This is a genomic window from Pseudomonas sp. o96-267, from assembly GCF_003935465.1.
Taxonomy (GTDB): Bacteria; Pseudomonadota; Gammaproteobacteria; order Pseudomonadales; family Pseudomonadaceae; genus Aquipseudomonas; species Aquipseudomonas sediminis.
The window spans coordinates 151,770-174,395 of the sequence record NZ_RHQP01000007.1; the positions used below are offsets into that span (position 1 = coordinate 151,770).

At 63.4% G+C, this 22,626-nt stretch carries 22 protein-coding genes; 13 read left to right on the forward strand and 9 right to left on the reverse strand.

The annotated features are described in order from the left end of the window. Positions 1-12: 12 nt before the first annotated feature. Positions 13-1,161 carry an efflux RND transporter periplasmic adaptor subunit gene (locus EGJ86_RS06830; RefSeq protein WP_125834522.1) on the reverse strand — a complete coding sequence of 383 codons (1,149 nt, stop codon included), beginning with the start codon at positions 1,159-1,161 and terminating at the stop codon, positions 13-15. Positions 1,162-1,340: 179 nt separating this feature from the next. Between EGJ86_RS06830 and EGJ86_RS06835 the strand changes: the two genes are divergently transcribed. Continuing rightward, positions 1,341-1,988 (forward strand): TetR family transcriptional regulator, encoded by a 648-nt coding sequence (locus EGJ86_RS06835; protein WP_125834523.1) that lies wholly within the window; start codon positions 1,341-1,343, stop codon positions 1,986-1,988. Between the two features lie 82 nt (positions 1,989-2,070). On the opposite strand, the gene EGJ86_RS06840 is transcribed toward EGJ86_RS06835, so the two are convergent. From EGJ86_RS06840 to EGJ86_RS06850, 3 genes are all read right to left on the reverse strand, one after another. Beyond that, entirely contained in the window at positions 2,071-2,253 is a 183-nt protein-coding gene (locus EGJ86_RS06840; protein ID WP_125834524.1) for a hypothetical protein, read from the reverse strand. A 267-nt stretch (positions 2,254-2,520) separates the two neighbouring features. Next, positions 2,521-3,552: a zinc-binding alcohol dehydrogenase family protein gene (locus EGJ86_RS06845; RefSeq protein ID WP_125834525.1), complete on the reverse strand. Its 1,032-nt coding sequence runs from the start codon at positions 3,550-3,552 to the stop codon at positions 2,521-2,523. Between the two features lie 22 nt (positions 3,553-3,574). Further along, positions 3,575-3,868 carry a putative quinol monooxygenase gene (locus EGJ86_RS06850; protein ID WP_125834526.1) on the reverse strand — a complete coding sequence of 98 codons (294 nt, stop codon included), beginning with the start codon at positions 3,866-3,868 and terminating at the stop codon, positions 3,575-3,577. Between the two features lie 106 nt (positions 3,869-3,974). Here EGJ86_RS06850 and EGJ86_RS06855 point away from each other — a divergent pair, with 106 nt between their 5' ends. From EGJ86_RS06855 to EGJ86_RS06900, 10 genes are all read left to right on the forward strand, one after another. Beyond that, positions 3,975-4,889: a LysR family transcriptional regulator gene (locus tag EGJ86_RS06855; protein WP_125834527.1), complete on the forward strand. Its 915-nt coding sequence runs from the start codon at positions 3,975-3,977 to the stop codon at positions 4,887-4,889. Positions 4,890-4,995: 106 nt separating this feature from the next. Further along, positions 4,996-5,391 (forward strand): DUF2946 domain-containing protein, encoded by a 396-nt coding sequence (locus EGJ86_RS06860; RefSeq protein WP_125834528.1) that lies wholly within the window; start codon positions 4,996-4,998, stop codon positions 5,389-5,391. A gap of 72 nt (positions 5,392-5,463) precedes the next feature. Further along, positions 5,464-7,620 carry a TonB-dependent siderophore receptor gene (locus EGJ86_RS06865; protein ID WP_125834529.1) on the forward strand — a complete coding sequence of 719 codons (2,157 nt, stop codon included), beginning with the start codon at positions 5,464-5,466 and terminating at the stop codon, positions 7,618-7,620. Next, positions 7,620-9,125 (forward strand): PepSY domain-containing protein, encoded by a 1,506-nt coding sequence (locus EGJ86_RS06870; RefSeq protein ID WP_125834530.1) that lies wholly within the window; start codon positions 7,620-7,622, stop codon positions 9,123-9,125. The genes EGJ86_RS06865 and EGJ86_RS06870 overlap by 1 nt, the downstream gene beginning before the upstream one ends. Before the next feature lie 36 nt (positions 9,126-9,161). After that, positions 9,162-10,532: a PepSY domain-containing protein gene (locus EGJ86_RS06875; RefSeq protein ID WP_125834531.1), complete on the forward strand. Its 1,371-nt coding sequence runs from the start codon at positions 9,162-9,164 to the stop codon at positions 10,530-10,532. Positions 10,533-10,605: 73 nt separating this feature from the next. Beyond that, positions 10,606-11,100 (forward strand): copper chaperone PCu(A)C, encoded by a 495-nt coding sequence (locus tag EGJ86_RS06880; protein ID WP_125834532.1) that lies wholly within the window; start codon positions 10,606-10,608, stop codon positions 11,098-11,100. Further along, complete coding sequence (locus EGJ86_RS06885; protein WP_125834533.1) at positions 11,100-11,474, forward strand: DUF2946 domain-containing protein; 375 nt, start codon at positions 11,100-11,102, stop codon at positions 11,472-11,474. The genes EGJ86_RS06880 and EGJ86_RS06885 overlap by 1 nt, the downstream gene beginning before the upstream one ends. Positions 11,475-11,536: 62 nt before the next feature. Next, a complete protein-coding gene (locus tag EGJ86_RS06890; RefSeq protein WP_125834534.1) occupies positions 11,537-13,627 on the forward strand; it encodes a TonB-dependent copper receptor in 2,091 nt (696 codons plus the stop codon). Between the two features lie 89 nt (positions 13,628-13,716). Then, positions 13,717-14,646, forward strand: a complete 930-nt coding sequence (locus EGJ86_RS06895; protein WP_125834535.1) for a LysR substrate-binding domain-containing protein — start codon at positions 13,717-13,719, stop codon at positions 14,644-14,646. 87 nt (positions 14,647-14,733) lie between these two features. Next, positions 14,734-15,612 (forward strand): alpha/beta fold hydrolase, encoded by an 879-nt coding sequence (locus tag EGJ86_RS06900; protein WP_125834536.1) that lies wholly within the window; start codon positions 14,734-14,736, stop codon positions 15,610-15,612. 49 nt (positions 15,613-15,661) lie between these two features. On the opposite strand, the gene leuD is transcribed toward EGJ86_RS06900, so the two are convergent. Both leuD and leuC read right to left on the reverse strand, forming a co-directional pair. Next, positions 15,662-16,270 (reverse strand): 3-isopropylmalate dehydratase small subunit, encoded by a 609-nt coding sequence (gene leuD / locus EGJ86_RS06905; protein WP_125834537.1) that lies wholly within the window; start codon positions 16,268-16,270, stop codon positions 15,662-15,664. Positions 16,271-16,284: 14 nt separating this feature from the next. After that, a complete protein-coding gene (leuC, locus tag EGJ86_RS06910; RefSeq protein WP_125834538.1) occupies positions 16,285-17,694 on the reverse strand; it encodes a 3-isopropylmalate dehydratase large subunit in 1,410 nt (469 codons plus the stop codon). A gap of 202 nt (positions 17,695-17,896) precedes the next feature. Between leuC and EGJ86_RS06915 the strand changes: the two genes are divergently transcribed. Both EGJ86_RS06915 and EGJ86_RS06920 read left to right on the forward strand, forming a co-directional pair. After that, entirely contained in the window at positions 17,897-18,163 is a 267-nt protein-coding gene (locus EGJ86_RS06915; RefSeq protein WP_099526185.1) for a PepSY domain-containing protein, read from the forward strand. Continuing rightward, complete coding sequence (locus EGJ86_RS06920; protein WP_125834539.1) at positions 18,163-18,699, forward strand: cytochrome b/b6 domain-containing protein; 537 nt, start codon at positions 18,163-18,165, stop codon at positions 18,697-18,699. The genes EGJ86_RS06915 and EGJ86_RS06920 overlap by 1 nt, the downstream gene beginning before the upstream one ends. Before the next feature lie 64 nt (positions 18,700-18,763). On the opposite strand, the gene EGJ86_RS06925 is transcribed toward EGJ86_RS06920, so the two are convergent. From EGJ86_RS06925 to EGJ86_RS06935, 3 genes are all read right to left on the reverse strand, one after another. Continuing rightward, positions 18,764-19,711, reverse strand: a complete 948-nt coding sequence (locus tag EGJ86_RS06925; RefSeq protein WP_125834540.1) for an adenosine deaminase — start codon at positions 19,709-19,711, stop codon at positions 18,764-18,766. Positions 19,712-20,049: 338 nt separating this feature from the next. After that, entirely contained in the window at positions 20,050-21,018 is a 969-nt protein-coding gene (locus EGJ86_RS06930) for a 2-oxoglutarate and iron-dependent oxygenase domain-containing protein (RefSeq protein ID WP_125834541.1), read from the reverse strand. A gap of 213 nt (positions 21,019-21,231) precedes the next feature. Continuing rightward, entirely contained in the window at positions 21,232-22,314 is a 1,083-nt protein-coding gene (locus EGJ86_RS06935; RefSeq protein ID WP_125834542.1) for a BMP family ABC transporter substrate-binding protein, read from the reverse strand. Positions 22,315-22,626 lie beyond the last annotated feature (312 nt).

Genomic DNA, 22,626 nt, shown 5'->3' on the forward strand with positions numbered 1-22,626 from the left:
AGTACTTCTCCGTTAGTCCTGGCCGTTGGCTTGTTCGGCGTCTTGGGCAGGCTGTTCGGTCTTGACGTTCGTCGCCGGCACGGCCTTCACCTCGGCGCCAGGCTGCACGAACTGCAGGCCTTCGGTGATCAGGCGGTCGCCTTCCTGCAGGCCATCCTCGACCAGCCAGGCGCTGCCGGCGGTGCGATCGGCCTTGAGCACACGCTGCTCCACCTTGTTGTCGGCGCCCACCACCATCGCTGTCGGCTCGCCGCGCTGGTTGCGGGTCACACCCTGCTGCGGGGCGAGGATGGCGTTTTGCTTGACCCCGGAAAGCAGCTCGGCATGCACGAACATGCCCGGCAGCAGCAGATGGTCCGGATTGGGGAAAACGGCGCGCAGGGTCACCGAGCCGGTGCTTTCGTCCACCGCGACTTCGGAGAATTCGAGGGTGCCTTCATGGGCGTAGCGGCTGCCGTCCTCCAGCTTCAGCGCGACCTTGGCGGCGCTCTCGCTAGCCTTCTGCAGACGGCCTTCGGCCATGTCGCGGCGCAGACGCAGCAGTTCCTTGCTCGACTGGGTGACGTCGACGTAGATCGGGTCGAGCTGCTGGATGGTGGCCATGGCGTTGGCTTGGCCGTTGCTGACCAGCGCGCCTTCGGTCACTGCGGAACGGCCGATGCGCCCGCTGATCGGCGCCATCACCTTGGTGTAGCGCAGGTCGATACGCGCCTGCTCCAGTGCGGCGTCGGCCTGCAGGCTGGCGGCGCGGGCTTCGTCGTAGGCCTGCTGGCTGACGGCTTTGTCGTTGACCAGCAGCTTGTAGCGATCAGACAGCGATTTGGCGGACAGCTGCGTGGCCTGGGCGCTCTTGTATGCCGCTTCGTAGGTGGCCGGGTCGATCTGGTACAACTGCTGACCTGCCTTGACCTCGCTGCCTTCGGTGAACAGACGCTTCTGAATGATGCCGTTGACCTGAGGGCGCACCTCGGCGATGCGATAGGCGCTGGTACGACCTGGCACTTCACTGGTCAGGGTGAAGGGTTTGGCCTCGAGCGTAATCACACCGACCTGCGGCGTTTGCTGGGTCTGGGGGGCGCTGGATTCCTGGCAGCCGGTAAGACTGAGCATTGCCACGGCGATGGCGGAAACCAAGACAGCGAAGGCTGGCTTCGAGTGCATCTGAGAACCTCGTTTTATCGAATCATGGCCCAAGGGGCGAAGGGTACGAAGGCAGGGGAAAAAAACGATGGAGGAATATACTTACGTACGTGAATGTTTGTAAATGCCTAAAGCTGCCTGCATACTCTCGCCCGTCCTTCCTTACCGAAGGATTACTGCAAGGCAAAAGTAGGTGACAAATGGCCAGAAGAACCAAAGAGGAAGCGCAGGCGACGCGGGTGCAAATACTCGATGCTGCTGAGCGGGTGTTCCATGCCCAGGGCGTTTCCCGTGCGTCGCTGGCCGAAGTGGCGAAAGAAGCCGGCGTCAGTCGCGGCGCCATCTATTGGCATTTCGAGAACAAGATAGACCTGTTTCAGGCGATGCTCGAACGCCTGCGCCTGCCGCTCGAGGAACTGGCGCGTGCCAGCGAGAGTGAGGACGAGCCCGACCCGCTGGGCTGCATGCGTGAATTGCTGATCACGGCGCTGACACGGCTGGCTTGTGAGCCACAGACTCACCGCACCCATGACATCCTGCGCTACAAATGCGAATACACCGGTGAGCTGCTTGGACTGCGTGAACGCATGCAGGCGCTGAGCCTGGAGTGCGATCAACGTATCGCCAAGGCATTGGGCAATGCAGTCAACAAGGGCCAGTTGCCCGAGGATCTGGATTGCGCGCGAGCGGCCGTGTGCCTGCATGCCTATATGGAAGGCATCGAGGCCAACTGGCTACTGGTGCCCAATTTCGACCTGGCGCAGCAGGCGCCTGCGCTGGTCGACACCGTGTTGGATATGTTGCGCAGCCCGGCGTTGCGCCTGATGACGGGCGGCCTGGCGAGGTAGGGTGCGCCGTGCGCACCGAGGGCTAGCCCGTTTTTTTCGGTGCGAACAGCACATCCTGCGTCATTGCAATCAGGGCTGAGGTTCAGCTCGCCTGACGCTGCACGGGCCAGTCGGGCAGGTTATGTGGCGCGCGCAGCCGCGCTTCGAGCTTGGCAACGAACTGCTGCGCCTCTTCTTCGCTGCGAAAACTCACGCAATGCTGATCCAGGCGCACCTGCCACAGGCATTCGCTACCCTGATTCTGCGGTTGGACGACAATCTTCATGTTGACCATCTCCTTGAGCTGCGACGAGTCGTCGATGCTACTTGGGGAAAGTCAGGATAGTCCGCTTGCATGACCTTATTCTGACGTGGGTCAAAGGGTCGACCAGCGTTAAGAACGCTTTGCGATAAGCAGCGTGATGGCGGGGGTGGGATGCAAGAGTTGGTGGGCTGAAGCCCACCCTTGTATCTACGTCCACCTTAAGGTTGTGCCGTGGTTTGTCGGATGGGCCGGGCGACGATCCGCTTCAGCCCACCACACCATCGCGCCTCAGAACCCTTCGAGTACGATCTTGCCCTTGGCCTTGCCACTCTCCAGCAACGCATGGGCGCGACGCAGGTTGGCGGCATTGATGGTGCCGAAATGCTCACCGAGGGTGGTCTTGAGCACGCCGGCGTCGACCAGCTCGGAGACCCGCTCCAGCAGACGATGCTGCTTGATCATGTCTGTGGTCTGGTACAGCGAACGGGTGAACATCAGCTCCCAGTGCAGCGACAGGCTCTTGAGCTTGAGTTGCATCACGTCCAGCGGTTGCAACGGGTCGTCGATCAGCGCCAGACGCCCCTGCGGCGCCAGGCACTCGACCAGTTGCGCGTAGTGCTGGTCGGTCTGGGTCAGGCTGGCGACATGGGTGACCTGGCCGATGCCAATGCGCGCCAGTTCCTCGCTCAGCGGCTTGCTGTGATCGATCACATGATGTGCGCCCAGATCACGAACCCAGGCCTGGGTTTCCGGGCGCGAGGCGGTGCCGATCACGGTCAGGCCGGTCAGGTGGCGCGCCAGTTGGGTGAGAATCGAACCGACGCCACCGGCGGCGCCGACGATCAGCAGGCTCTGGCCTTGATCGGCCGAGCTTTCGGCAACCTGCAGACGTTCGAACAGCAGTTCCCAGGCGGTGATGGCGGTCAGCGGCAAGGCTGCAGCTTCGGCGAACGACAGGCTGCCCGGCATATGGCCAACGATGCGTTCATCGACCAGGTGCAGTTCGCTGTTGGCGCCGGCACGGTCGATGGCGCCGGCGTAGAAAACCTTGTCGCCCGGCTTGAACAGGCTGACCTCACTGCCTACCGCCTTGACGGTTCCGGCTGCATCCCAACCGAGCACCTTGGCGGCACCGTTGTCCGGCGCATCGCCAAGGCGGATAACGCCATGGCGGATCTTGGTGTCGACCGGATTCACCGAGATGGCTCGAACCTCGACCAGCAGATCGTGCGGGCCCGGAGTGGGATCGGCCAGCTGCACGTCCTGCAGCGCTTCGGGATGCTCGGCAGGCAGGGATTGGTAGTAAGCGACGGCTTTCATGGAAATGGTCCTCTGTGAGAAATCAGGTAAGGGGTTGCAGAGGGAGCAGATCGATGCCCGCAAGCCGCTCGCCGAATGTGTTGGTGAAATGTACGAAGTGAGGCGCTGCGCGGTGCTGGTCCAGTGCCTCGGCGTCGCGCCATTGTTCGATCATCACGAACTGGTGCGAGTCCTCCTTGTTGCGGTGCAGTGCGTACTGCAGGCAGCCTGGCTCGGCGCAAGTGGCCGTGACCAGACGTTGCAGGCCCGCGGCCACTGCCTCGGCATGTCCTGGCAGGGCCTTGATGGTGGCGATCAGTGTGAGAGCGGTGGTCATGGTTGGCTCCGGTGGAGGTAGTGGAACTATGTTCGTTTATTTGTGTGGCAAGAAAAATAGGCTGGTAATAGAGTCTCTTTCATTATTTTTTTGAAAGTGAATGACCATGCTTCGCTTCGACGACCTGCAACTCTTCGTACGTACCGCCGAAACCGGCAGCCTTTCCGCTGCGGCGCGGCTGCTGGATGTGTCGCCAGCCGTGGCCAGCGCCGCCCTCAAGCGTCTGGAGCAGCAACTGCAGGTGCGCCTGTTGGCACGTTCGACGCGCAGCCTGCGCCTGACGCCCGAGGGCGAGCTGTATCTGGTGCATGCCCGGCTGGCGCTGCAGAGCCTGGAGGAAGGGCGCCAGCAACTGGTTGGCAGCCAGGAAGGGATTCGCGGTGTGCTGCAGTTGTCGGCGCCCTCGGATCTGGGGCGCAATACGCTGCTGCCCTGGCTCGACGAGTTCCAGAGCGAGCATCCACAACTGCAGCTGCGCCTGCTGCTGGCAGATCGGTTGACCGATCTGTTTCGTGAGCCGGTGGACATCGCCCTGCGCTACGGCGCCCCGGAGGACTCCAGCCTGGTGGCGCTGCCGGTGGCACCGGACAATCGCCGGGTGCTCTGCGCCTCGCCGTCCTATATCGCCCGGCACGGTTCACCACAGAGCGTGGAGGACCTGCATCAGCACAATTGCCTGCTCTATATGCTGCATGGCCGTGCGTATGATCGTTGGCACTTTCAGGATGGCAAGCGCGAGGTGCTGATGAATGTCGCGGGTGACCGGGTCTGCGACGATGCCGATGTCACCCGGCGCTGGGCCGTGGCCGGGCGGGGTGTGGTGTACAAGTCCTGGCTGGATGTCGCCGAAGACGTGTGCGAAGGGCGCCTGCAGGTGCTGCTGCCGAACTGGCTGGGCGAGCCGACGCCTCTGTATCTGGTGTGTGCGCACCGTGCTCAGCTGAGCAAGGCGGTGCACCTGCTGCGCGAATTCGTGCAACTGCGTTGCCAGCGTTTGCTGGACGTTGCGCCGTGGTGTTAACACTCATCGCGATAAAGACATGAGCCTCTGCTAGACTCCTGCATCAAACGCCTGCGGCAACGCACCGCAGTGTCGCGCTGCCATCCTCTGTTTAGAGTCGCGCCCCATGAAACTGGCCCGCAAAGAACGCTCACTGACTGCCTGGGTGATGTACTTCAGCATCCTGTTCAGTGCGTTCGTCTGCGCGATCAGCCACGGCCAGATGGCTGGCATGCAACTCAGCGGTCTGGACGGCCAGTATTGTTCGTTCGATGGCAACTTCGGCGCGGGCGCCGACCTCGACGGCTCCGGCATCGTCGCACCGAATCCGGCCACTGGTTCCAACTGCGCCCTGGCCAGCTTGTTCAGCGCCATCATCCTGGCGGCGTTCTTCGGGCTGCTTGGCCTGCTCGTGGCCGAGCGTGTGCGGCCGCTGGCGGCCCTGCATATCCCGCGTCTTGCCCGCTATCGCTGGCCTCCCGCCAACCCTCGCGCTTCTCCCTTCCTGCTTCCTGCGCTCTGAAGTCGCCCGTTCAACCTGGCTTTGAGGCCAGGTCGCGTGCGGGCTTATCGAACAAAAGCCTGGAAGCCTTACATGTTTCGCATGACCACCCTGGCGCTGCTCGCCTGCAGCACCTCCCTTGCCTGGGCGCAAAGTGACGCCTTGACGCTGCCTGCCAGCACCGTATCTGGCGTTGGCGCCGAGCCCGACGAGGCTACTGGCATCAACCTGGACAAAACCATCGAGAGCGGCTCGCGCCTTAATCTCAGCGTTCGTGAAAATCCGGCCTCGGTCAGCGTGGCGGATCGGGCGACCATGGAGCGTCTCGGCGTACGCAACTTTCAAGATGCCGCCAATGCCTTGCCCGGCGTGAACGCCTCAGCACCGCCCGGCTGGGGCGGTTACGTGGCCTATCGGGGCTTCAATGGCGCGCAGATCGGCCAACTGTTCAATGGCATCAACCTGCAGTACGGCGGTTCGGCGCGTCCTGTTGGCGCCTGGATCTACGACCGAGTCGAACTGCTTGGTGGGCCGTCGTCCTTCCTCAATGGCAGTGGCGCGGTGGGCGGCAGTCTGAACTACATCACCAAGCTTGCCAGCCGTGACAAGGACAGCCTGGAAGGGCGTGTCAGCTACTCGCGCTACGACACCTGGGAAACCGCCATCGGCGTCAACCAGGCGCTTAACCAGGGCGACGGGCCGCGCCATTACGCACGCCTTGATTACAGCCGTACTCACACCAACGGCTACATCGACCGTCAGGAGAACGGGGCGGGCAACCTGGCCTTTTCCCTGCTCAGCGACATCAACGACCAGCTTTCCCACACCCTGGCCATCGAGTACCTGGAAGAGCAGGAAGACAGCCCGTACTGGGGCTCGCCGGTGTTGCAGCCGTTGAGTGGCAAGCTGCGTATCGACAAACACAACCGTTTCAACAACTACAACGTCGAGGATGGCCGCTACGAGCAACGCACCCGCTGGCTGCGCTCGATCACCGATTACCGCCTCGATGACTCTACCCAGTTGCGCAACACCTTCTACCACTACAAGGGCCAGCGCGATTACCGCAACCTCGAGCGTTATCGCTACAACGACACCAATACCGAGGTGACCCGCTCTGCTGCTTACCGTCAGCGCCATGACCAAGAGGTCAATGGCGACCGTTTCGAGCTGACCCATGCCGGCGATCTGTTCGGCCGGGCCAGCGACTGGGCCTTCGGTCTGGAGTACAGCCGCAACCAGCAGACCAACTACCCGCTGTCGATCTCGGCGAACTTCGACACGGTCGACCCCAACGGTTTCGACCCGGGCAAGTTTCTCGACATCCCAGGCATGGACGCCCCGCGCACCAAGGGGCGCAGCACCTGGGCCGATACCTCCTCTGCCTTTGTCGAGAACCGTACCCGGCTGACCGATCGTCTGGCTCTGATCACTGCGCTGCGCTACGACCATATCGACTTCGAGGTAGTCGAGCATGCGACCCGCGTCGAGCTGGATCGCCGCTGGGATGCCTTCACCGGGCGGGTCGGTCTGGTCTATGACCTCACCGATGCCATCAGCCTTTACAGCCAATACAGCACCTCTGCCGAGCCGCCAGGTGGCACGCTGACCAGCGCCTCGGTCGGCCAGGTCGCCGATTTCGACCTGAGCACCGGTCGCCAGGTCGAGGTGGGCAGCAAGTTCGACGTCCTCGATGGTCGCGGCTCGGCGACGGCGGCGGCCTACCGTATCGTGCGCAAGAACATCTCGGTGCCATCTTCCAGTGTGCCAAATACCACCGAGCAGGCCGGGCAGCAGACCTCCACCGGTGTCGAACTGGCCGCCTCGTTCAAGATCACCCCGCAGTTGCTCGCTGCCGGTAACGTCGCCTGGGTACGCGCCGAATACGACGAGTTCAACGAAACCGTTGGTGGTGTGGCGGTATCGCGCAAGGGCAAGAACCCGGTGAACATTCCCGAGCGCGTGGCCAACCTCTGGCTGACCTATGACGTTGCGCCGGACTGGCAGGTGGGGGCCGATGCGCGTTATGTCTCCTCGGTCTACGCCAATACCGCCAACACCATGTGGGTGCCGTCGTACATGGTCTACGGGCTGTTCCTCAAGCACGATCTGGATGCTCACACCGAACTGAGCGCGCGGCTGCGCAACCTTACCGACGAGACCTACGCCCGCTTCATTCACCAGAGCAACACCCAGTACTACCTGGGCGAGCCGCGCAGCCTGGAAGTGGCTGTGCAGTGGCGTTACTGATGGCGCTTAAACGCCAGCTGTACCTCTGGCATCGCTGGCTGGGTATCGGCCTGTGCCTGCTGATGGCGCTGTGGTTCGTCTCCGGGGTGGTGATGCTGTATGTCGGCTACCCCAAGCTGACCGGCAGCGAGCGCCTCGGGCATCTACCGGCACTGCCCACGAGCTGCTGCGCCGAGGTGCCGGCGCAATGGGCGCAGCTGCCGTTGCAGCGGCTGCGTCTGAGCAGCCTGGGCGGCCAGCCGTTCTATCTGCTGGAGCTGGCCGACGGGCGCCGTGTGACCCTCGATGCGCGTAGCGGTGAGCCCCTGGCGCGCGCGGACGAAGCCTGGGCGCTGGCTGGCGCCCGGCAATATGCCGGCGACGTGCCGCTGCGCTATCGCGGCCAGTTCGAGGAAGATGTCTGGACGCATTCACGTGCGCTGGATACCGAGCGCCCATTGCATCTGGTCGAGCTGGGCGATGCCGAGCGTACCTGGCTCTACCTGTCGGGCAAGACTGGCGAAGTAGTGCGTGATGCCAGCCTGCAGGAGCGGCGCTGGAATTGGCTGGGTGCCTGGTTGCACTGGCTCTATCCGCTACGTAGTGGCTTCGGTTTCGACAACGGCTGGCGCGTACTGGTGATCGGCCTGTCCCTGCTGGGCACGGCCATGGCCGCACTGGGCATGGTGGTTGGTCTGATGCGCTGGCGTTTTCGCAAGCCCTATCGCAACGGTTCCCGCAGCCCATACTCCGGTGGCTGGTTGCGTTGGCACCATATCGGCGGCCTGCTGTTCGGCGTCGTGCTGGTGGCGTGGATCTTCAGTGGCCTGATGTCCATGCGGCCCTGGGGCACCACCGACAGCCGTTCGCGCCTCGACGCTGCGCTGATGCAGGGCGGCGAGTTACGGGCGGCGGACGTTTCGCTCCCCATCAGCCGCGCACTGCAACTGCTGCGCACCGAGCTGGATGTGGTCGAGCTGGAATGGCGTCGCCTCGATGGCAGCATCTATCCGGTGGCACGAGCGGCGAGCGGTGAGAGCCGCATGCTGCACGGCGAGACCTTGCTGCGTCAGTTGCCCCGTGAACAGCTGCTCGATACGGCCCGCCTTATGGCGCCAGCTGCGGCACTGCAAAGCGAGTGGCTGGAGCGCTTCGATACCTACTACTTCGCCCGCGATGCGCAAAGCATGTACGGCTCGCAGAACCGACCGCTGCCGGTGCTGCGGGTGCGCTTCGATGACCCTGAGCAGACCTGGGTCTACCTCGACCCGGCCAGCGGCGAGATGATCGCGCGGCATGACCAGCGCCAGCGCGTCGGTCGCTGGCTGTTCAACCTGCTGCACAGCTGGGACTGGCCGCCGCTACTGGAGCGCCCGTTGCTGCGCGAAGCCCTGATCATCGCCTTCAGCCTTGGCGGTTTGGTGATCTGCCTCAGCGGCACGGTGCTGGGCTGGCGACGTTTACGCCGTGCACGAGTGCCGAAGCGCAGAAACGCGCTCCTGCGAAACGAAGGAGGGTCGTTGTGAACCCCTTTCATGAAACCCCTGATGGAGGCACCTGCCATGCGTGAGTCCGCCTCGTTCTACAACCTGGCCTGGCGCTGGCACTTCTATGCCGGGCTGTTCGTCATTCCGTTCATGATCCTGCTGTCGGTCACCGGGATCATCTACCTGTTCAAACCGCAGCTCGATACCTGGATGTACGCCGACCTGATGCAGGTGCCGATCGCCGAGCAGCGCCTGAGTGCCGATCAGCAACTGGCCATCGTCCGCGAGGCCTACCCGCAGGCGACGGTCAGCAAATACCTGCCGCCTGCTGCGCAGGATCGCAGCGCGCAGTTCGTGATCAATCAGGACGGCCAGGAGCTGAACCTGTTCATCGATCCTTACAATGGCAGCCTGCTCGGCACCCAGGATGCGTTGTGGAATCTGCAGGCGGTAGTGCGCAAGTTGCACGGTGATCTGCTGATCGGCACCGTCGGCGACCGGCTGATCGAACTGGCCGCGGGCTGGGGCATCGTCTTGGTGGTATCCGGCCTTTACCTGTGGTGGCCGCGCGGCAGCAGCGGGGCGGGTGTGCTGTGGCCACGCCTGAGCGCGCGTGGCCGCCTGTGGTGGCGCGACCTGCATGCTGTGACCGGCTTCTGGGGTAGCGCATTGCTGCTGTTCATGCTGCTCACCGGCATGACCTGGACGGGCTACTGGGGTGCGCAGTTCGCCGGCGCCTGGAACCACTTCCCCGCCGCGATGTGGGATGACGTGCCGAAGTCCGGGCAACTGACCGGCAGCCTCAACCGCAGCAGCCAGCAGACCGTGGCCTGGGCGGTGGAAGTCACGCCGCTGCCGGCTTCCGACCCGCATGCCGCGCATCACGGCCATGCCGGGCATCAGGCCGCATCGGCTTCCACCAGCTTGCTGCAGCACGTGGTCGACAGCGCCGCCGAGCGCGGTGTCCAGCCCGGCTACAGCATCAGCCTGCCCAGCGGCGAGCAGGCCGTGTACACCGTCGCGCTGTTCGCCGACGACCCGCGCAACGACGCCATGCTGCACTTCGACCAATACAGCGGCGCAGTGCTCGCCGATGTGCGCTGGCAGGACTACGGCCCGGTGGCGAAAACCGTGGAAACCGGGGTGATGCTGCACGAAGGCAAGCTGTTCGGCCTGGCCAACCAACTGCTGATGGCGGCGGTGTGCCTGCTGATCATCTTCAGCTCCGTCAGTGGCCTGGTGCTGTGGTGGAAACGCCGCCCGGCCGGGCGCTTCGGTTTACCCCCGCTGCGCCACGACCTGCCGCGCTGGAAGACCGCCATCGGCGTGATGATGGTGCTAGGCGTGATTTTCCCACTGGTCGGCGCTTCGCTGCTGCTCCTCGCGTTCGACTGGCTGCTCGCACGCTACCGCCAACTGCGGCCAGCGGCCCAACCGCAGGCATGAACTAACAGCTTGATCGTCGCAAGACGTTGTACGCTCGACCCATGATTCGATTCCAAACCAGGAGGCAACACCCATGACCCTGAAGAAAACCCTGCTCGGCCTCACCCTGCTGCTGCCGTCGCTGTTGGTGCAGGCCCACGAGTACGAAGCCGGTCAACTGCACATCGATCACCCCTGGTCGCGCGAGATGCCGCCGGTGGCGCCGACTGCTGCCGCTTATTTCGTTGTCCACAACAAGGGCAGTGAAGCCGATCGTCTGCTAGGCGCCAGCACGCCTGTGGCCGGCAAGGCCGAGTTGCATGAGCATGTGCACGAAGGTGGCGTGATGAAAATGCAGCAGGTGCAGGACGTGGCCATCCCCGCTGGTGGCGAGGTGAAGTTCGAGCCCATGGGCTATCACGTCATGCTGTTCAACCTGAAACAGCAGGCCAAGGACGGTGAGCGCTTCCCGCTGACCCTCAACTTCGAGAAAGCCGGTGCTGTCGAGGTCGAGGTCGCCGTGCAGAAAGAGGCGCCGGCAGGTCATGATCATGCTGCCGGTCATGATGCAGGCAAGCACCAGCACTGATGATGTTCACGGCACGCAGACGAACCCTCGCTGCCCAGCTTGGGCTGCTGGCGTTCGTCCTTATCGTTCTGGCGCCCCTGGCGTCGCAACTGCGTGCCGAGCCGGCTGACTGGCGCTGGCTGAGCGAGCTCAGCTGTCATGACGGGGCAGGTAGCGTGCCGGCCCCAGCGAGCAGCTCCAGCCCAGTGTCGCAGGTGGATGCTTGCGGCTACTGCTCGCTGCTCTCGCATTGTCCGGTGCTGGCCGACAATGGCTCGGTGCTCGCGAGCCGCCTGGCGTTATCTCGCGATACCACCCTGGGGTTGCCTGAGCGACCGCTGCCGGGCGCCAACTTCCCTCATGCGTTGTCACGCGCACCGCCCATGCGCGCCTGAAGTCCACACACCCATGAGGCCGTTACCAGGCCTCTTCGCCAATCGACTTTTCAGGTATCCGCATGTCCGTTTCCTTCGTTTCGGGCGCTGCTTTCGTGCGCCCTCGTTTTCCCTTGTCCGTCCTGGCCGTTGCCTGCGGCCTGTGTTCCATTACGGCCTTGCAGGCTGCCGAGGAGCATGTGCACGAACTGCCACCCACGGTGATCACGGCAATCCAGCAAAGCTCGCCGCTGACCGTGGTGGCCGACCCCAAGGACCCACGCCAGCCGGTGCCGGCCAGCGATGCGGCCGACTACCTCAAGACCATTCCCGGTTTCTCCGCGATTCGTAGCGGTGGCAGCAACAGTGACCCGGTGTTGCGCGGGCTGTTTGGCTCGCGCCTGCTGCTGCTCACCGATGGCGGGCAGATGATCGGCGCCTGCCCGGGGCGGATGGACGCACCCAGTTCCTACATTTCGCCAGAAACCTTCGATCGGCTGACTGTTACCAAGGGCCCGCAAACCGTGATCTGGGGGCCGGGTGCTTCGGCTGGGGTGGTGCGTTTTGACCGCGAGCCGGAGCGTTTCGGTGAGCTGGGCGCGCGCCTGCATGCCAGTGTGCTGGCCGGCTCCAATGGCCGTTTCGACCGAACCCTGGATGGCGCCGTGGGCAGCGAGCAGGGCTACCTGCGGGTGATGGGCAACCGCTCGCAGTCGGACGATTACGACAACGGTGACGGCGACACCATCGCCTCGCGCTGGGACAAGTGGAACGGCGACGTGGCCCTGGGCTGGACCCCGGATGCCGATACCCTGATCGAACTCACGGCTGGCCGTGGCGATGGCGAAGCGCGTTACGGTGGCCGTGGCATGGACGGCACTCAGTTCAAGCGCGAAAGCCTCGGCCTGCGCATCGAGCGCAGTAACCTCGGTGGCGTGCTGGATAAGGTCGAGGCCAAGGTCTACTACAACTACGCCGACCACATCATGGACAACTTCCGTCTGCGCGTGCCGGACCCAAGCAGCATGATGGCCGGGCCGATGGCGGCGCAGGTCGACCGTCGCACTCTCGGCGCACGCCTGGCCGCGACCTGGAAGTGGGACGACGTCGAGCTGATTACCGGCGTCGATGCGCAGCGCAGCGAACACCGCCAGCGCAGCTCCAGCGGCGGCATGATGGGCATGCCCTATGTCGATGCTGATCGCTTCCCCTGGGACAAGGACGCGCTGATGCACAACTATGGCGCCTTCGCCGAAGCCACCTGGAGCCTGGCCGAGGGTGATCGGCTGATCTCCGGCGCACGCCTGGATCGCGCCTCGGCCAAGGACTACCGGCAGAATTTCACCAGCATGATGGGCATGACCACGCCCAACCCGACGGCGGGCGAGACCCGTGCCGATACCTTGCCCAGTGGTTTCGTGCGCTACGAGCACGACCTGTCCGGCTCGCCGACCACTGTCTATGCCGGCATCGGCCACGTGCAGCGTTTCCCCGATTACTGGGAGCTGTTCTCCGCCGGTCTCAATGGCCCAGCCGGCGCGGACAACGCCTTCGATGGCATCAAGCCGGAGAAGACCACTCAGCTCGATATCGGCATCCAGTACCAGGACGACAAGCTGCAGGCCTGGGCTTCGGCCTATGTCGGGCAGATCCGCGATTACATCCTGTTCGACTACCGTGGCATGAGCACCCAGGCCGACAACGTCGACGCGCGCATCATGGGCGGCGAGCTGGGTGTGGCCTATGCCTTCGATTCCAACTGGAAGGCCGACGCGACCCTGGCCTACGCCTGGGGCAAGAACAGCTCGGACGGCGAAGCGCTGCCGCAGATGCCGCCACTGGAGGCGCGCCTGGGCCTGACCTACCAGCGCGACGACTGGAGCGTCGGCGCCCTGTGGCGTGTGGTCGATGGTCAGGGGCGCATCGCCGAAGGGCGCGGCAATGTGGTGGGGCAGGACTTTGGTGACAGTGCCGGCTTCGGCGTGCTCTCGCTCAACGGTGCCTACCGCGTCAGCCAGCAGGTCAAGCTCAGTGCCGGTGTGGATAACCTACTCGACAAGAACTACGCCGAGCACCTCAATCTGGCGGGTGATGCTGGCTTCGGCTTCCCGGCCGAAACCCGTATCGACGAGCCGGGCCGCACACTCTGGGCCAAGGTCGATTTCGACTTCTGAGATGCCTGAGGGGATAGGCGGTTGGGCGGGGTTACTCTCGTGGCCTGACGGCCGTATCCTGCCACTTTGTCCTGCCTTGGATGCGGTTCATGAGTGGCGCACGAGACGCTTTTCCGTTGCCGGAAGATCTTCGGGTCTTCCTCACCGTCATTCGCAAGAAGAGCTTCGCGGCTGCCGCCGAGGAGCTCGGCTTGTCTCCCGCTTACGTCAGCAAGCGCATTCAGATTCTCGAAGCGACTCTCAATACCCGCCTGCTGCATCGCACCACCCGGCGCGTTGCGCTGACCGAAGATGGCGAGCGCACCCAGCGTTGGGCGCTGCGCATCCTCGCCGATGTGGACGAGTTGTTCGATGAGTTGTCGGTCGCCCGGCAGACGCCGCGAGGGCTGTTGCGCATCAGCAGCAGCCTGGGCTTTGGCCGGAGTCACCTGGCACCGGCACTGGCGCAGATGGTCGAGCTTTACCCGGAGCTGAACGTTCGCCTCGAACTGTTCGACCGGGTGGTGGATATCGTCGCCGAGGGTATCGACCTGGAGATTCTCGTCGGCGATGACTTGCCGGGCCAATGCATCGGCAGGCGGCTGGCGGATAACAACCGCGTGTTGTGCGCATCTCCGACCTACCTGCAGCGCCACGGTTGCCCGCAGGAGCTGGAGGATCTGCAGTCCCACGATTGTCTGGTGATCAAGGAGCGCGACTACCCGTTCGGCATCTGGCACCTGGAGCGGCAAGGGCAGGCGCATTCGGTACGAGTCGACGGGCCGTTGTCTTCCAACAGTGGTGAAGTGGTGTTGGCCTGGGCCCTGGCTGATCGCGGCATCATGCTGCGCTCGCAATGGGAAGTGCAGCCGCTGCTGGCCAGTGGCGCACTGGTGCATGTGCTGCCGGAGTATCGCCAGAGTGCCAATGTCTGGGCGGTGTATCCGACTCGGCTGGCGCATTCGGCCAGGTTGCGTGCTTGCGTGGAGTTTCTCGAGCAGTACCTGGCTGCGCTGCCGGTATTTGGCCACGATTCATGAAGGGCGCCGCCACGCTTTGCGCCTTAGTGGCCCGCGCCGTGCGGCCTAGCATGTAGCCTCCCTACTATAAGAAAGGAGACTCGCCTCATGTTCGCGTCCTTCGAGACAGGCCAATGCCAGGTCAATGGCATACGCATTCACTATCGCAAAGGTGGCAGCGGCCAGGCGCTGTTGCTGCTGCATGGTCACCCCCAGACCCATGCGATGTGGCACAAGGTGGCCGAACCGCTGACCCGGCATTTCACGGTAGTGGCGGCAGATTTGCGTGGTTACGGTGACAGTGAAAAACCGGCCGGTGGCGAACGGCACGAGGCATACAGCAAACGGCAGATGGCGCTGGACATGCTGGAGCTGATGAAGGCGCTTGGTTTCTCTCGCTTCGATGTGCTGGCGCACGATCGCGGCGCGCGTGTTGCTCATCGTCTGGCGCAGGATCACCCCGAAGCGGTGAAGCATCTGATCACCCTGGATATCGCACCGACACTGGCCATGTACGAACAGACCAGCGAGGAGTTCGCGCGTGCCTACTGGCACTGGTTCTTCCTGATTCGCCCGGCGCCGCTGCCGGAAACCCTGATCGAGGCCAATCCGGAACTGTATCTGCGCAGCGTGATGGGCGCGCGTAGTGCCGGGATGAAGCCTTTCACCGAGGAAGCCCTGGCCGAGTATCTGCGTTGCCTGAGCCTGCCGGGAACTGCCCATGGCTTGTGTGAGGACTACCGCGCCAGTGCCGGCATCGACCTGGAGCATGATCGCGCCGATGTGCAGGCCGAGCGCAAGCTGAGCGTTCCGTTACTGGCGTTGTGGGGCGCGGAGGGTACCGTTGGGCGCTGCTTCGATCCATTGCAGGAGTGGCGCCGGGTGGCGGTGAACGTTCGTGGCAAGGCGCTACCCTGCGGGCACTACATCGCCGAAGAAGTGCCAGAGGCGCTGCTCGAAGAAGTGCTGGGCTTTATCTACTCGTGAGCAAACCCCTACGGCGCAAGCGCCGTGGGGGCTTATCCCAGGCTCGTGATCAGGCCAGCCAGGGGTTTTCCTGCAGATGATCACGTTCGAACTGACGAATCTGCTCGGCGCGCTGCAAGGTGCTGCCAATGGCGTCCAGGCCCTGCAGCAAGGCCTGCTTGCGCAGCGGGTCGATGTCGAAGCCGATGGTTCGGCCATCGCTGAGGCCGATGCTCTGGCTGGTCAGGTCGATGTCGAGCTGGTTGTGTTCGGCCTGGCTGATCCACTGGCTCAGTTCGTTCACCTGCGGCACTGGCAGGCTGATGGTCAAGACGCCGTTGCGTTGGCAGTTGTCGTAGAAGATGCCGGCGAAGCTGCTGCCGATCAGTGCCCGAATCCCCAGTTGCCTGAGCCCCCATACGGCATGTTCTCGGCTGGAGCCACAGCCGAAGTTCGGTCCCACGACCAGGAAGCACGCGCCTTGCCACTGAGGGTGATTGAGGATGAACCCAGGGTTGGGGCTGCCATCTGCAAGAAAGCGCAGGTCGAAGAACAGGCCTCGATCCAGTCCATTGCGGTCGATGCCCTTGAGGAATTGCTTGGGCATGATCACGTCGGTGTCGATATTGGCCGCTGGTAGCGCAGCGGCCTTGCCGCTGACGAGAGTGAAGGGTTGCATGCGAACCTCGCAGGTCAAAGTGAACGGATATCGGTCAGGTGCCCGGCAATCGCAGCGGCGGCGACCATGGCTGGGCTCATCAGGTGGGTGCGGGCACCGGCTCCCTGGCGTCCCTCGAAGTTGCGGTTGGTGCTGGATGCACAGCGTGCGCCTGGTGGTAGCACGTCGTCGTTCATCGCCAGGCACATGGAGCAGCCTGACTGACGCCACTCGAAACCAGCCTCGATGAACTGCCTGGCCAGGCCTTCGGCCTCGGCCTGCTCGCGTACGGCAGTTGAGCCGGGAACGATCATCGCGCGTACATGGCTGGCGACCTTGCGGCTGCCGATCACCTCGGCAACCTGGCGCAGGTCTTCGATGCGCGCGTTGGTGCAGGAGCCGATGAAGGCGTGGTCGATGCGGATTCCCTGCAGCGCTCGTCCAGCTTCCAGCCCCATGTAGTCGAGGGCGCGCTGCATGTCCTGACGCAGGATGGGGTCTGCCTGCTCGCTCGGTGCCGGTATGTGGCCGTCGATGCCCAGCGCCTGGTCCGGGCTGGTGCCCCAGGTGACCATCGGGTGCAACTGCGCTGCATCGATCCTTATTTCACGATCGAAGGGCGCACCGGGGTCACTCCGTAACTGACGCCAACTGCTCAGCGCTTGCTGCCAACGCTCGCCCTTGGGGGCCATCGGCCGGTTCGCCAGGTAGTCGAAAACCTTTTGATCCGGTGCCATGAACGCACCACGTGCACCGGCTTCGACAGCCATGTTGCACACCGTCATGCGCGCTTCGACGCTCAATGCATCGATGCATGAACCACAGAATTCGACCGCGTAACCGGTGGCGCCGGAGGCGCCGATCTGCGCGATCAACGCCATGATGATGTCCTTGGAAACCACCCCCGGCTGCAGCTCACCGTCGACGCTGACGCGCATGCTCTTCAGGCGTTTGTACACCAGTGTCTGTGAGGCCAGCAGGTGTTCGATCTCCGAGGTGCCAATGCCGAAACCGAAGGCGCCCAGGGCACCGTAGGTGGTGGTATGACTGTCGCCTGCCGCGACCACCATGCCAGGCAGGATGAAGCCCTGCTCTGGCGCAACCACGTGCTCGATGCCCTGACGCCGGTCTAGCAGGTCGAACAACTCGATGCCGAAGTCGCGGCAGTTCTCTGCCAGATAAGCGACCTGGCGTGCGCCACCGGCATCGGCGATTTCGGCAGTGCGCTTGGCAGCAGTCGGGTTGACGTGGTCGACCACGGCCAGGTGTGCGCTCGGACGCCATACGGGTCGCGTCGATTCACGTAGCCCGCTGAAGGCCTGAGGGCTGGTGTACTCGTTGAGCACCTGGCGGTCGATGTACAGCAGCACATGCCCGGCATCATCCAGCGTGCAGACGGTGTGAGAGTCGATGTGTTTGTCGTACAGGGTTCTTGGCTGGCTCATGGTCACGGCTCGAGTAATGGAGGAGGGGCGAGCGCCCACGCCAAGAATTGGCCGAGGGACGTTCATCATCAACCGCCTCGCCGTGGAGCCTTCATCCACGAATCGTGTGCACCGTTCACTGCGCGCTAATACAGCCTTAAGGTTAGAGCGCGAGAGTAGTCCCCGCAGACACACTTTTCCCTGCACCTGAGAGGACTACATCATGCGCAAACTGCTTCTGTTGTCGCTGGTTCTGGCCAGCCCGCTGACCTTCGCTGCTACCCAATGCACCACCGCCGACAAGGCGCAGTGGCAGGATCAGGACAAGTTCCAGGCTGACCTGAAAGCCCAGGGCTACGAGATCAAGAAGTTCAAGGTCACCGGCGGCAACTGCTACGAAATCTACGGCCACAACAAGGACGGCAAGAAGGTCGAAATCTACTTCGATCCGGTCAGTGGTGATGCCGTCAAGAGCAATGTGGAAAGCTGATGAGCGCCGCGACCGTGCGCCTGTGGGACCCAGTGGTGCGCTTGTTCCACTGGTCCCTGGCCGGCGCTTTCCTGGCCAACTACTTCTTCACCGAAGAGGGTGAGAACTGGCATCGCTGGTTCGGTTACTACGCGGTGGTCTGGCTGGCGATCCGCCTGGTGTGGGGGTTCGTCGGTACGCCGGCGGCGCGCTGGGCGGATTTCTGGCCGAGCCGTGCGCGTTTGAGCGAGCACCTGCGCGCCTTGATTTCCGGGCAGCCGTATCACCGCATGGGGCATTCGCCGTTGGGCGCCCTGGTGATGATCCTGATGATGGCGTTGATGCTCGGCCTGGGTGTGACCGGCTTTCTGATGGAGGAGGTCGATTATTTCTGGGGCGCGGATCTGCCGCTGGAAATCCACGAATTCTGCGCCAACGGCCTGATGGCGTTGGTCGGCCTGCATATCGCCGCCGCCTTGTTCGAGAGCTATCGGCTGCGCGAGAACCTGCCGTTGTCGATGGTGACCGGCAAGCGGCGCAAGCTCTCGGGGCACTGAGCGTACAGTCGCGGCTGAAGCCCCTCCCACGATGTGGGAGGGGCTTCAGCGGCGATGTTCTTGCTCAGGCCAGGCGCGCGTCCAGGCTGTTCTGTGCCAGGCGTTTGGCCTGTGCCTCGGTCATGCCCAGGTGTTCGTGCAGGGCGGCGAAGTTCTCGCCGACGTAGCCGCCGAAGTAGGCAGGGTCATCAGAGTTCACCGTCACCTTCACGCCGCGCTCGAGCATCTCGAGGATGTTGTGCTGGCCCATATGTTCGAACACGCACAGCTTGATGTTCGACAGCGGGCAGACGGTCAGCGGGATCTGTTCGTCGATGATGCGCTGCATCAGTCGCTCGTCTTCGATGGCGCGTACGCCGTGGTCGATGCGCTTGATCTTGAGCAGGTCCAGCGCTTCCCAGATGTACTGGGGCGGGCCTTCCTCGCCAGCGTGCGCCACCGCATGCAGACCTTCGCTACGTGCCTTGGCGAACACCCGTTCGAACAGACGCGGCGGGAAGCCCTTTTCCGAGCTGTCGAGGCCGACGCCGATGAAGGCATCGCGGAACGGCATGGCCTGTTCCAGGGTCTTGAACGCCTCTTCTTCAGGAAGATGGCGCAGGAAGCTGAGGATCAGACCGTGGCTGATGCCCAGCTGTTTCTCGCCGTCGAGCAGCGCCTGCTGGATGCCACGCAGCACTACCTCGAAGGGAATGCCACGGTCGGTGTGGGTTTGCGGGTCGAAGAAAGGTTCGACGTGGATGACGTTCTGCGCCTTGCAGCGTTGCAGGTAGGCCCAGGTCAGGTCGTAGAAATCCTGCTCGGTACGCAGCACGTTGGCACCGGCGTAATACAGGTCGAGAAAATCCTGCAGGTTGTTGAAGGCGTAGGCCGCGCGCAGGGTCTCGACATCGGCCCAGGGCAGGGCGATCTGGTTGCGTTCGGCCAGGGCGAACAGCAGCTCGGGCTCCAGCGAACCCTCCAGATGCAGGTGTAGTTCAGCCTTGGGCAGGGCATTCAGCCATTCGGGCATGTTCGGTTCTCGTTGTCAGGCTTGGGAATCGGCAAAGTTTAACCGCTGGGACAGGATCGTGCTGTGCCGCCTGGCCCGCTGCGTAGGGTGGACACCGCTTTTCATGTCCGCCGATGTGCAGGCTCCGATGCTGAAGCGGTGGATGAAAAAAGCGTCATCCACCCTACGCGGCTGTTTCGTGATTGCCCCTACTCAGGGGCGAGCAATGATGTAGGGCGTACTCGCGAAGCAGTACGCCGTGCGTTGCGATGGCGTTCCCGGCCTGGTCTGGCGGACTGTTCGCTTCGCTACGAGCGGCCGGCGTCCCGGTCCGCCCTACATCGATGTAATGGCTCGCCTTACGCAGGGGGCATCTCCTCACGTCGGTAGGCATAGGTATCGGCGAAGCGCGACAGCAGGTACTCGGCGCTGGTCACCGGTGTGTACTTGGCCGGGTCATCCGCGCTGGAGCAGTTCGGCAGGCAGTCGATCAGTGTGTCGGGATGCGGTTCGGCGAAGAACGGCATCGAGTAGCGATCCACCCCCAGTGGGCTGATCACCCGATGTGGCGTCGAGGTGTACCGGTCGTTGCTCCAGCGCGCCATCATGTCGCCGATGTTGACCACGAAGCTGCCGGCAATCGGTGGCGCGTCGATCCACTCGCCATCGCGTGCACGTACCTGCAGGCCGCCGGCATCGTCCTGGTAGAGCAGGGTGATGCAGCCGTAATCGGTGTGCGCGCCAGCGCCTTGCTGATCACTGCTGGTGGCGGTGTGGCGCGGCGGGTAGTGGATCATGCGCAGCACGCTGATCGGCTCATGAAAGCGCGCGTCGAAGAAGTCGTGCTCGATGTCCAGCGCCATGGCCATGGCGCGCAGCAGGGTCTTGGCCAGGTCCTGCATGTCGGAGTAATGCTGTTCCATCAGCACCTCCCAGCCGGGCATCTCCGGGTGGCGATTCGGTCCGCGCAAGGGTTTGTCGGCCAGCACCTCGGGGTGATCGGCGGGCATGTGGAAACCCATGTCGAAGGTTTCCTTCAGATCGCTCGGTTTGCTCGGGTCGAGCTGCTCGGTGGCGATGGCGCCGTAGCCACGATGGTGGGTGGTCTGGGTGATATCGATCCTGAGTTTCTCTTCGGCGGGCAGTGCGAAGAAGGTCTTCGCCGCACTGAGCAGGGCGTCGATGCGCTCGGCGCCGATAGGGTGACCGACGATGTAGAAGAAGCCCCAGTCGCGGCAGGCGCGGTCGATCTGCTCGGCGACGGCAGGCCAGGCCGAAGCGTCGGCGGCGTAGAGCGGGGCGATGTCGATGATGGGCAGGCTGTTCATAAAAGCTCCGGGATGTTGCTGCGAGTCTTCTCGTACCCAGGGCAGCGATGCGTGGCACCAAAGGCCGGCGCCACGGTGATGCGGTTCTGCTGAGATAAGCAGGGACGGCATCGGTGATTTCCAAATTATCGCGGCTGAAGCCGCTCCTACAGGTGTGGGAGCGGCTTCAGCCGCGATAGCCTGGGGCGTCAGCCGCAGGCTTTACCAATCTGCTTACTTCGGCATTTCGGCCTTCACGTTTTCCACGTAGTAGTTCATCGAGGCCAGCTCGGCGTTGGTCGCGCTCACGCCCTCGGCGATGCGTACCGCGCCACTTTGGTCCTTGATCGGGCCGGTGAAGGGGTGGAACGCGCCGCTACGAATGTCGGCGATGATCTGCTCGGCTTCGCTCTTCACGTCAGCCGGCACCAGGTCGCTGATCGGCAGTTCGATGGTGTCCTCGGCCAGGCCACCCCAGAAGTCCTGTGGCTGCCAGCTGCCGTCGATCACCGCCTGGGTGGATTTGACGTAGTGCGGGCCCCAGTCGTTGACGATGGAGGTGAGCACTGCCTTGGGTCCGAAGTGAGCCATGTCCGAGGCGTAGCCGACGGAGTAGATGCCACGGCGCTCAGCGGTCTGGATCGGTGCCGGGCTGTCGGTGTGCTGGAACATCACGTCCACGCCCTGGTCGATCAGCGCGTTGGCAGCGTCGGATTCCTTGCCCGGATCGAACCAGGTGTTGACCCACACCACCTTGATCTCGGTGCCCGGATTGTACTTGTCCAGCGCCAGCTGGATGGCGTTGATGTCGCGGATCACCTCCGGGATCGGGAAGGAGGCGATGTAGCCGACTTTCTTGGTCTTGGTCATCTTCGCCGCGAGGAAGCCGCCAACGTAGCGCCCCTCATAGGAGCGCGACAGGTAGGTGCCGACGTTCTTGTCCTGCTTGTAGCCGGTGGCGTGCTCGAAGGTCACCTTGGGGAATTGCTTGGCCACCTTGATGGTTGGGTTCATGTAGCCGAAGGAGGTGGTGAAGATCAGGTCGAAACCGCCCTTGGCCATGTTGCGGATCACCCGCTCGGCGTCGGCACCTTCCGGCACGTTCTCGACGAAGCTGGTGGTGACCTTGTCGCCCATTTCCTTGATCAGCATTTGCCGGCCTTGTTCGTGCTGGTAAGTCCAGCCGTGGTCGCCGATGGGGCCGATGTAGACGAAGCCGACTTTCAAGGGATCGGCGGCGGAGGCGCTGAGCATGGCGCCAAAGCCCAGGGCGGCGACGAGGGTGCGCAGCAGCGGTTTTTTGCTCTTCTCGAACATGGTGGGTGCAGCTCCAGTCTTGGTATTGGGATGGCCGTTGGTTGGCTGATCCCATGACTGCAAAAAGCTGACCAACAAGACAGATAGCCGTGGCGGACCCATTTCATGCAGATGCGGTTGTGCGGGATGGAACGGTCTTGGTGCGCAGCGCGTGTAGTTGCCGTTTTGTGGTGCGCAAAGGGCGACTGCTTGTGGGATGTACGCAGGTAGGAGCGAGCTCTGCTCGCGAAGCGTTCGAGGTATGAGCCTTCGCGAGCAGACCGAGCGACCGCAACCCCATAAAAACCGGAACCCCGGGTTGTGGGGCCGCGC

Excerpts from the sequence above, each read along its gene's own strand:
- EGJ86_RS06840 (WP_125834524.1), bottom strand. The coding sequence starts at position 2,253 with ATGAAGATTGTCGTCCAACCGCAGAATCAGGGTAGCGAATGCCTGTGG.
- EGJ86_RS06865 (WP_125834529.1), top strand. The coding sequence starts at position 5,464 with ATGTTTCGCATGACCACCCTGGCGCTGCTCGCCTGCAGCACCTCCCTT.
- EGJ86_RS06875 (WP_125834531.1), top strand. The coding sequence starts at position 9,162 with ATGCGTGAGTCCGCCTCGTTCTACAACCTGGCCTGGCGCTGGCACTTC.
- EGJ86_RS06880 (WP_125834532.1), top strand. The coding sequence starts at position 10,606 with ATGACCCTGAAGAAAACCCTGCTCGGCCTCACCCTGCTGCTGCCGTCG.
- EGJ86_RS06870 (WP_125834530.1), top strand. The coding sequence starts at position 7,620 with ATGGCGCTTAAACGCCAGCTGTACCTCTGGCATCGCTGGCTGGGTATC.
- leuC (WP_125834538.1), bottom strand. The coding sequence starts at position 17,694 with ATGAGCCAGCCAAGAACCCTGTACGACAAACACATCGACTCTCACACC.
- EGJ86_RS06935 (WP_125834542.1), bottom strand. The coding sequence starts at position 22,314 with ATGTTCGAGAAGAGCAAAAAACCGCTGCTGCGCACCCTCGTCGCCGCC.
- EGJ86_RS06845 (WP_125834525.1), bottom strand. The coding sequence starts at position 3,552 with ATGAAAGCCGTCGCTTACTACCAATCCCTGCCTGCCGAGCATCCCGAA.
- EGJ86_RS06830 (WP_125834522.1), bottom strand. The coding sequence starts at position 1,161 with ATGCACTCGAAGCCAGCCTTCGCTGTCTTGGTTTCCGCCATCGCCGTG.
- EGJ86_RS06885 (WP_125834533.1), top strand. The coding sequence starts at position 11,100 with ATGATGTTCACGGCACGCAGACGAACCCTCGCTGCCCAGCTTGGGCTG.
- leuD (WP_125834537.1), bottom strand. The coding sequence starts at position 16,270 with ATGCAACCCTTCACTCTCGTCAGCGGCAAGGCCGCTGCGCTACCAGCG.
- EGJ86_RS06835 (WP_125834523.1), top strand. The coding sequence starts at position 1,341 with ATGGCCAGAAGAACCAAAGAGGAAGCGCAGGCGACGCGGGTGCAAATA.
- EGJ86_RS06895 (WP_125834535.1), top strand. The coding sequence starts at position 13,717 with ATGAGTGGCGCACGAGACGCTTTTCCGTTGCCGGAAGATCTTCGGGTC.
- EGJ86_RS06900 (WP_125834536.1), top strand. The coding sequence starts at position 14,734 with ATGTTCGCGTCCTTCGAGACAGGCCAATGCCAGGTCAATGGCATACGC.
- EGJ86_RS06890 (WP_125834534.1), top strand. The coding sequence starts at position 11,537 with ATGTCCGTTTCCTTCGTTTCGGGCGCTGCTTTCGTGCGCCCTCGTTTT.
- EGJ86_RS06855 (WP_125834527.1), top strand. The coding sequence starts at position 3,975 with ATGCTTCGCTTCGACGACCTGCAACTCTTCGTACGTACCGCCGAAACC.
- EGJ86_RS06860 (WP_125834528.1), top strand. The coding sequence starts at position 4,996 with ATGAAACTGGCCCGCAAAGAACGCTCACTGACTGCCTGGGTGATGTAC.
- EGJ86_RS06920 (WP_125834539.1), top strand. The coding sequence starts at position 18,163 with ATGAGCGCCGCGACCGTGCGCCTGTGGGACCCAGTGGTGCGCTTGTTC.
- EGJ86_RS06915 (WP_099526185.1), top strand. The coding sequence starts at position 17,897 with ATGCGCAAACTGCTTCTGTTGTCGCTGGTTCTGGCCAGCCCGCTGACC.
- EGJ86_RS06850 (WP_125834526.1), bottom strand. The coding sequence starts at position 3,868 with ATGACCACCGCTCTCACACTGATCGCCACCATCAAGGCCCTGCCAGGA.
- EGJ86_RS06930 (WP_125834541.1), bottom strand. The coding sequence starts at position 21,018 with ATGAACAGCCTGCCCATCATCGACATCGCCCCGCTCTACGCCGCCGAC.
- EGJ86_RS06925 (WP_125834540.1), bottom strand. The coding sequence starts at position 19,711 with ATGCCCGAATGGCTGAATGCCCTGCCCAAGGCTGAACTACACCTGCAT.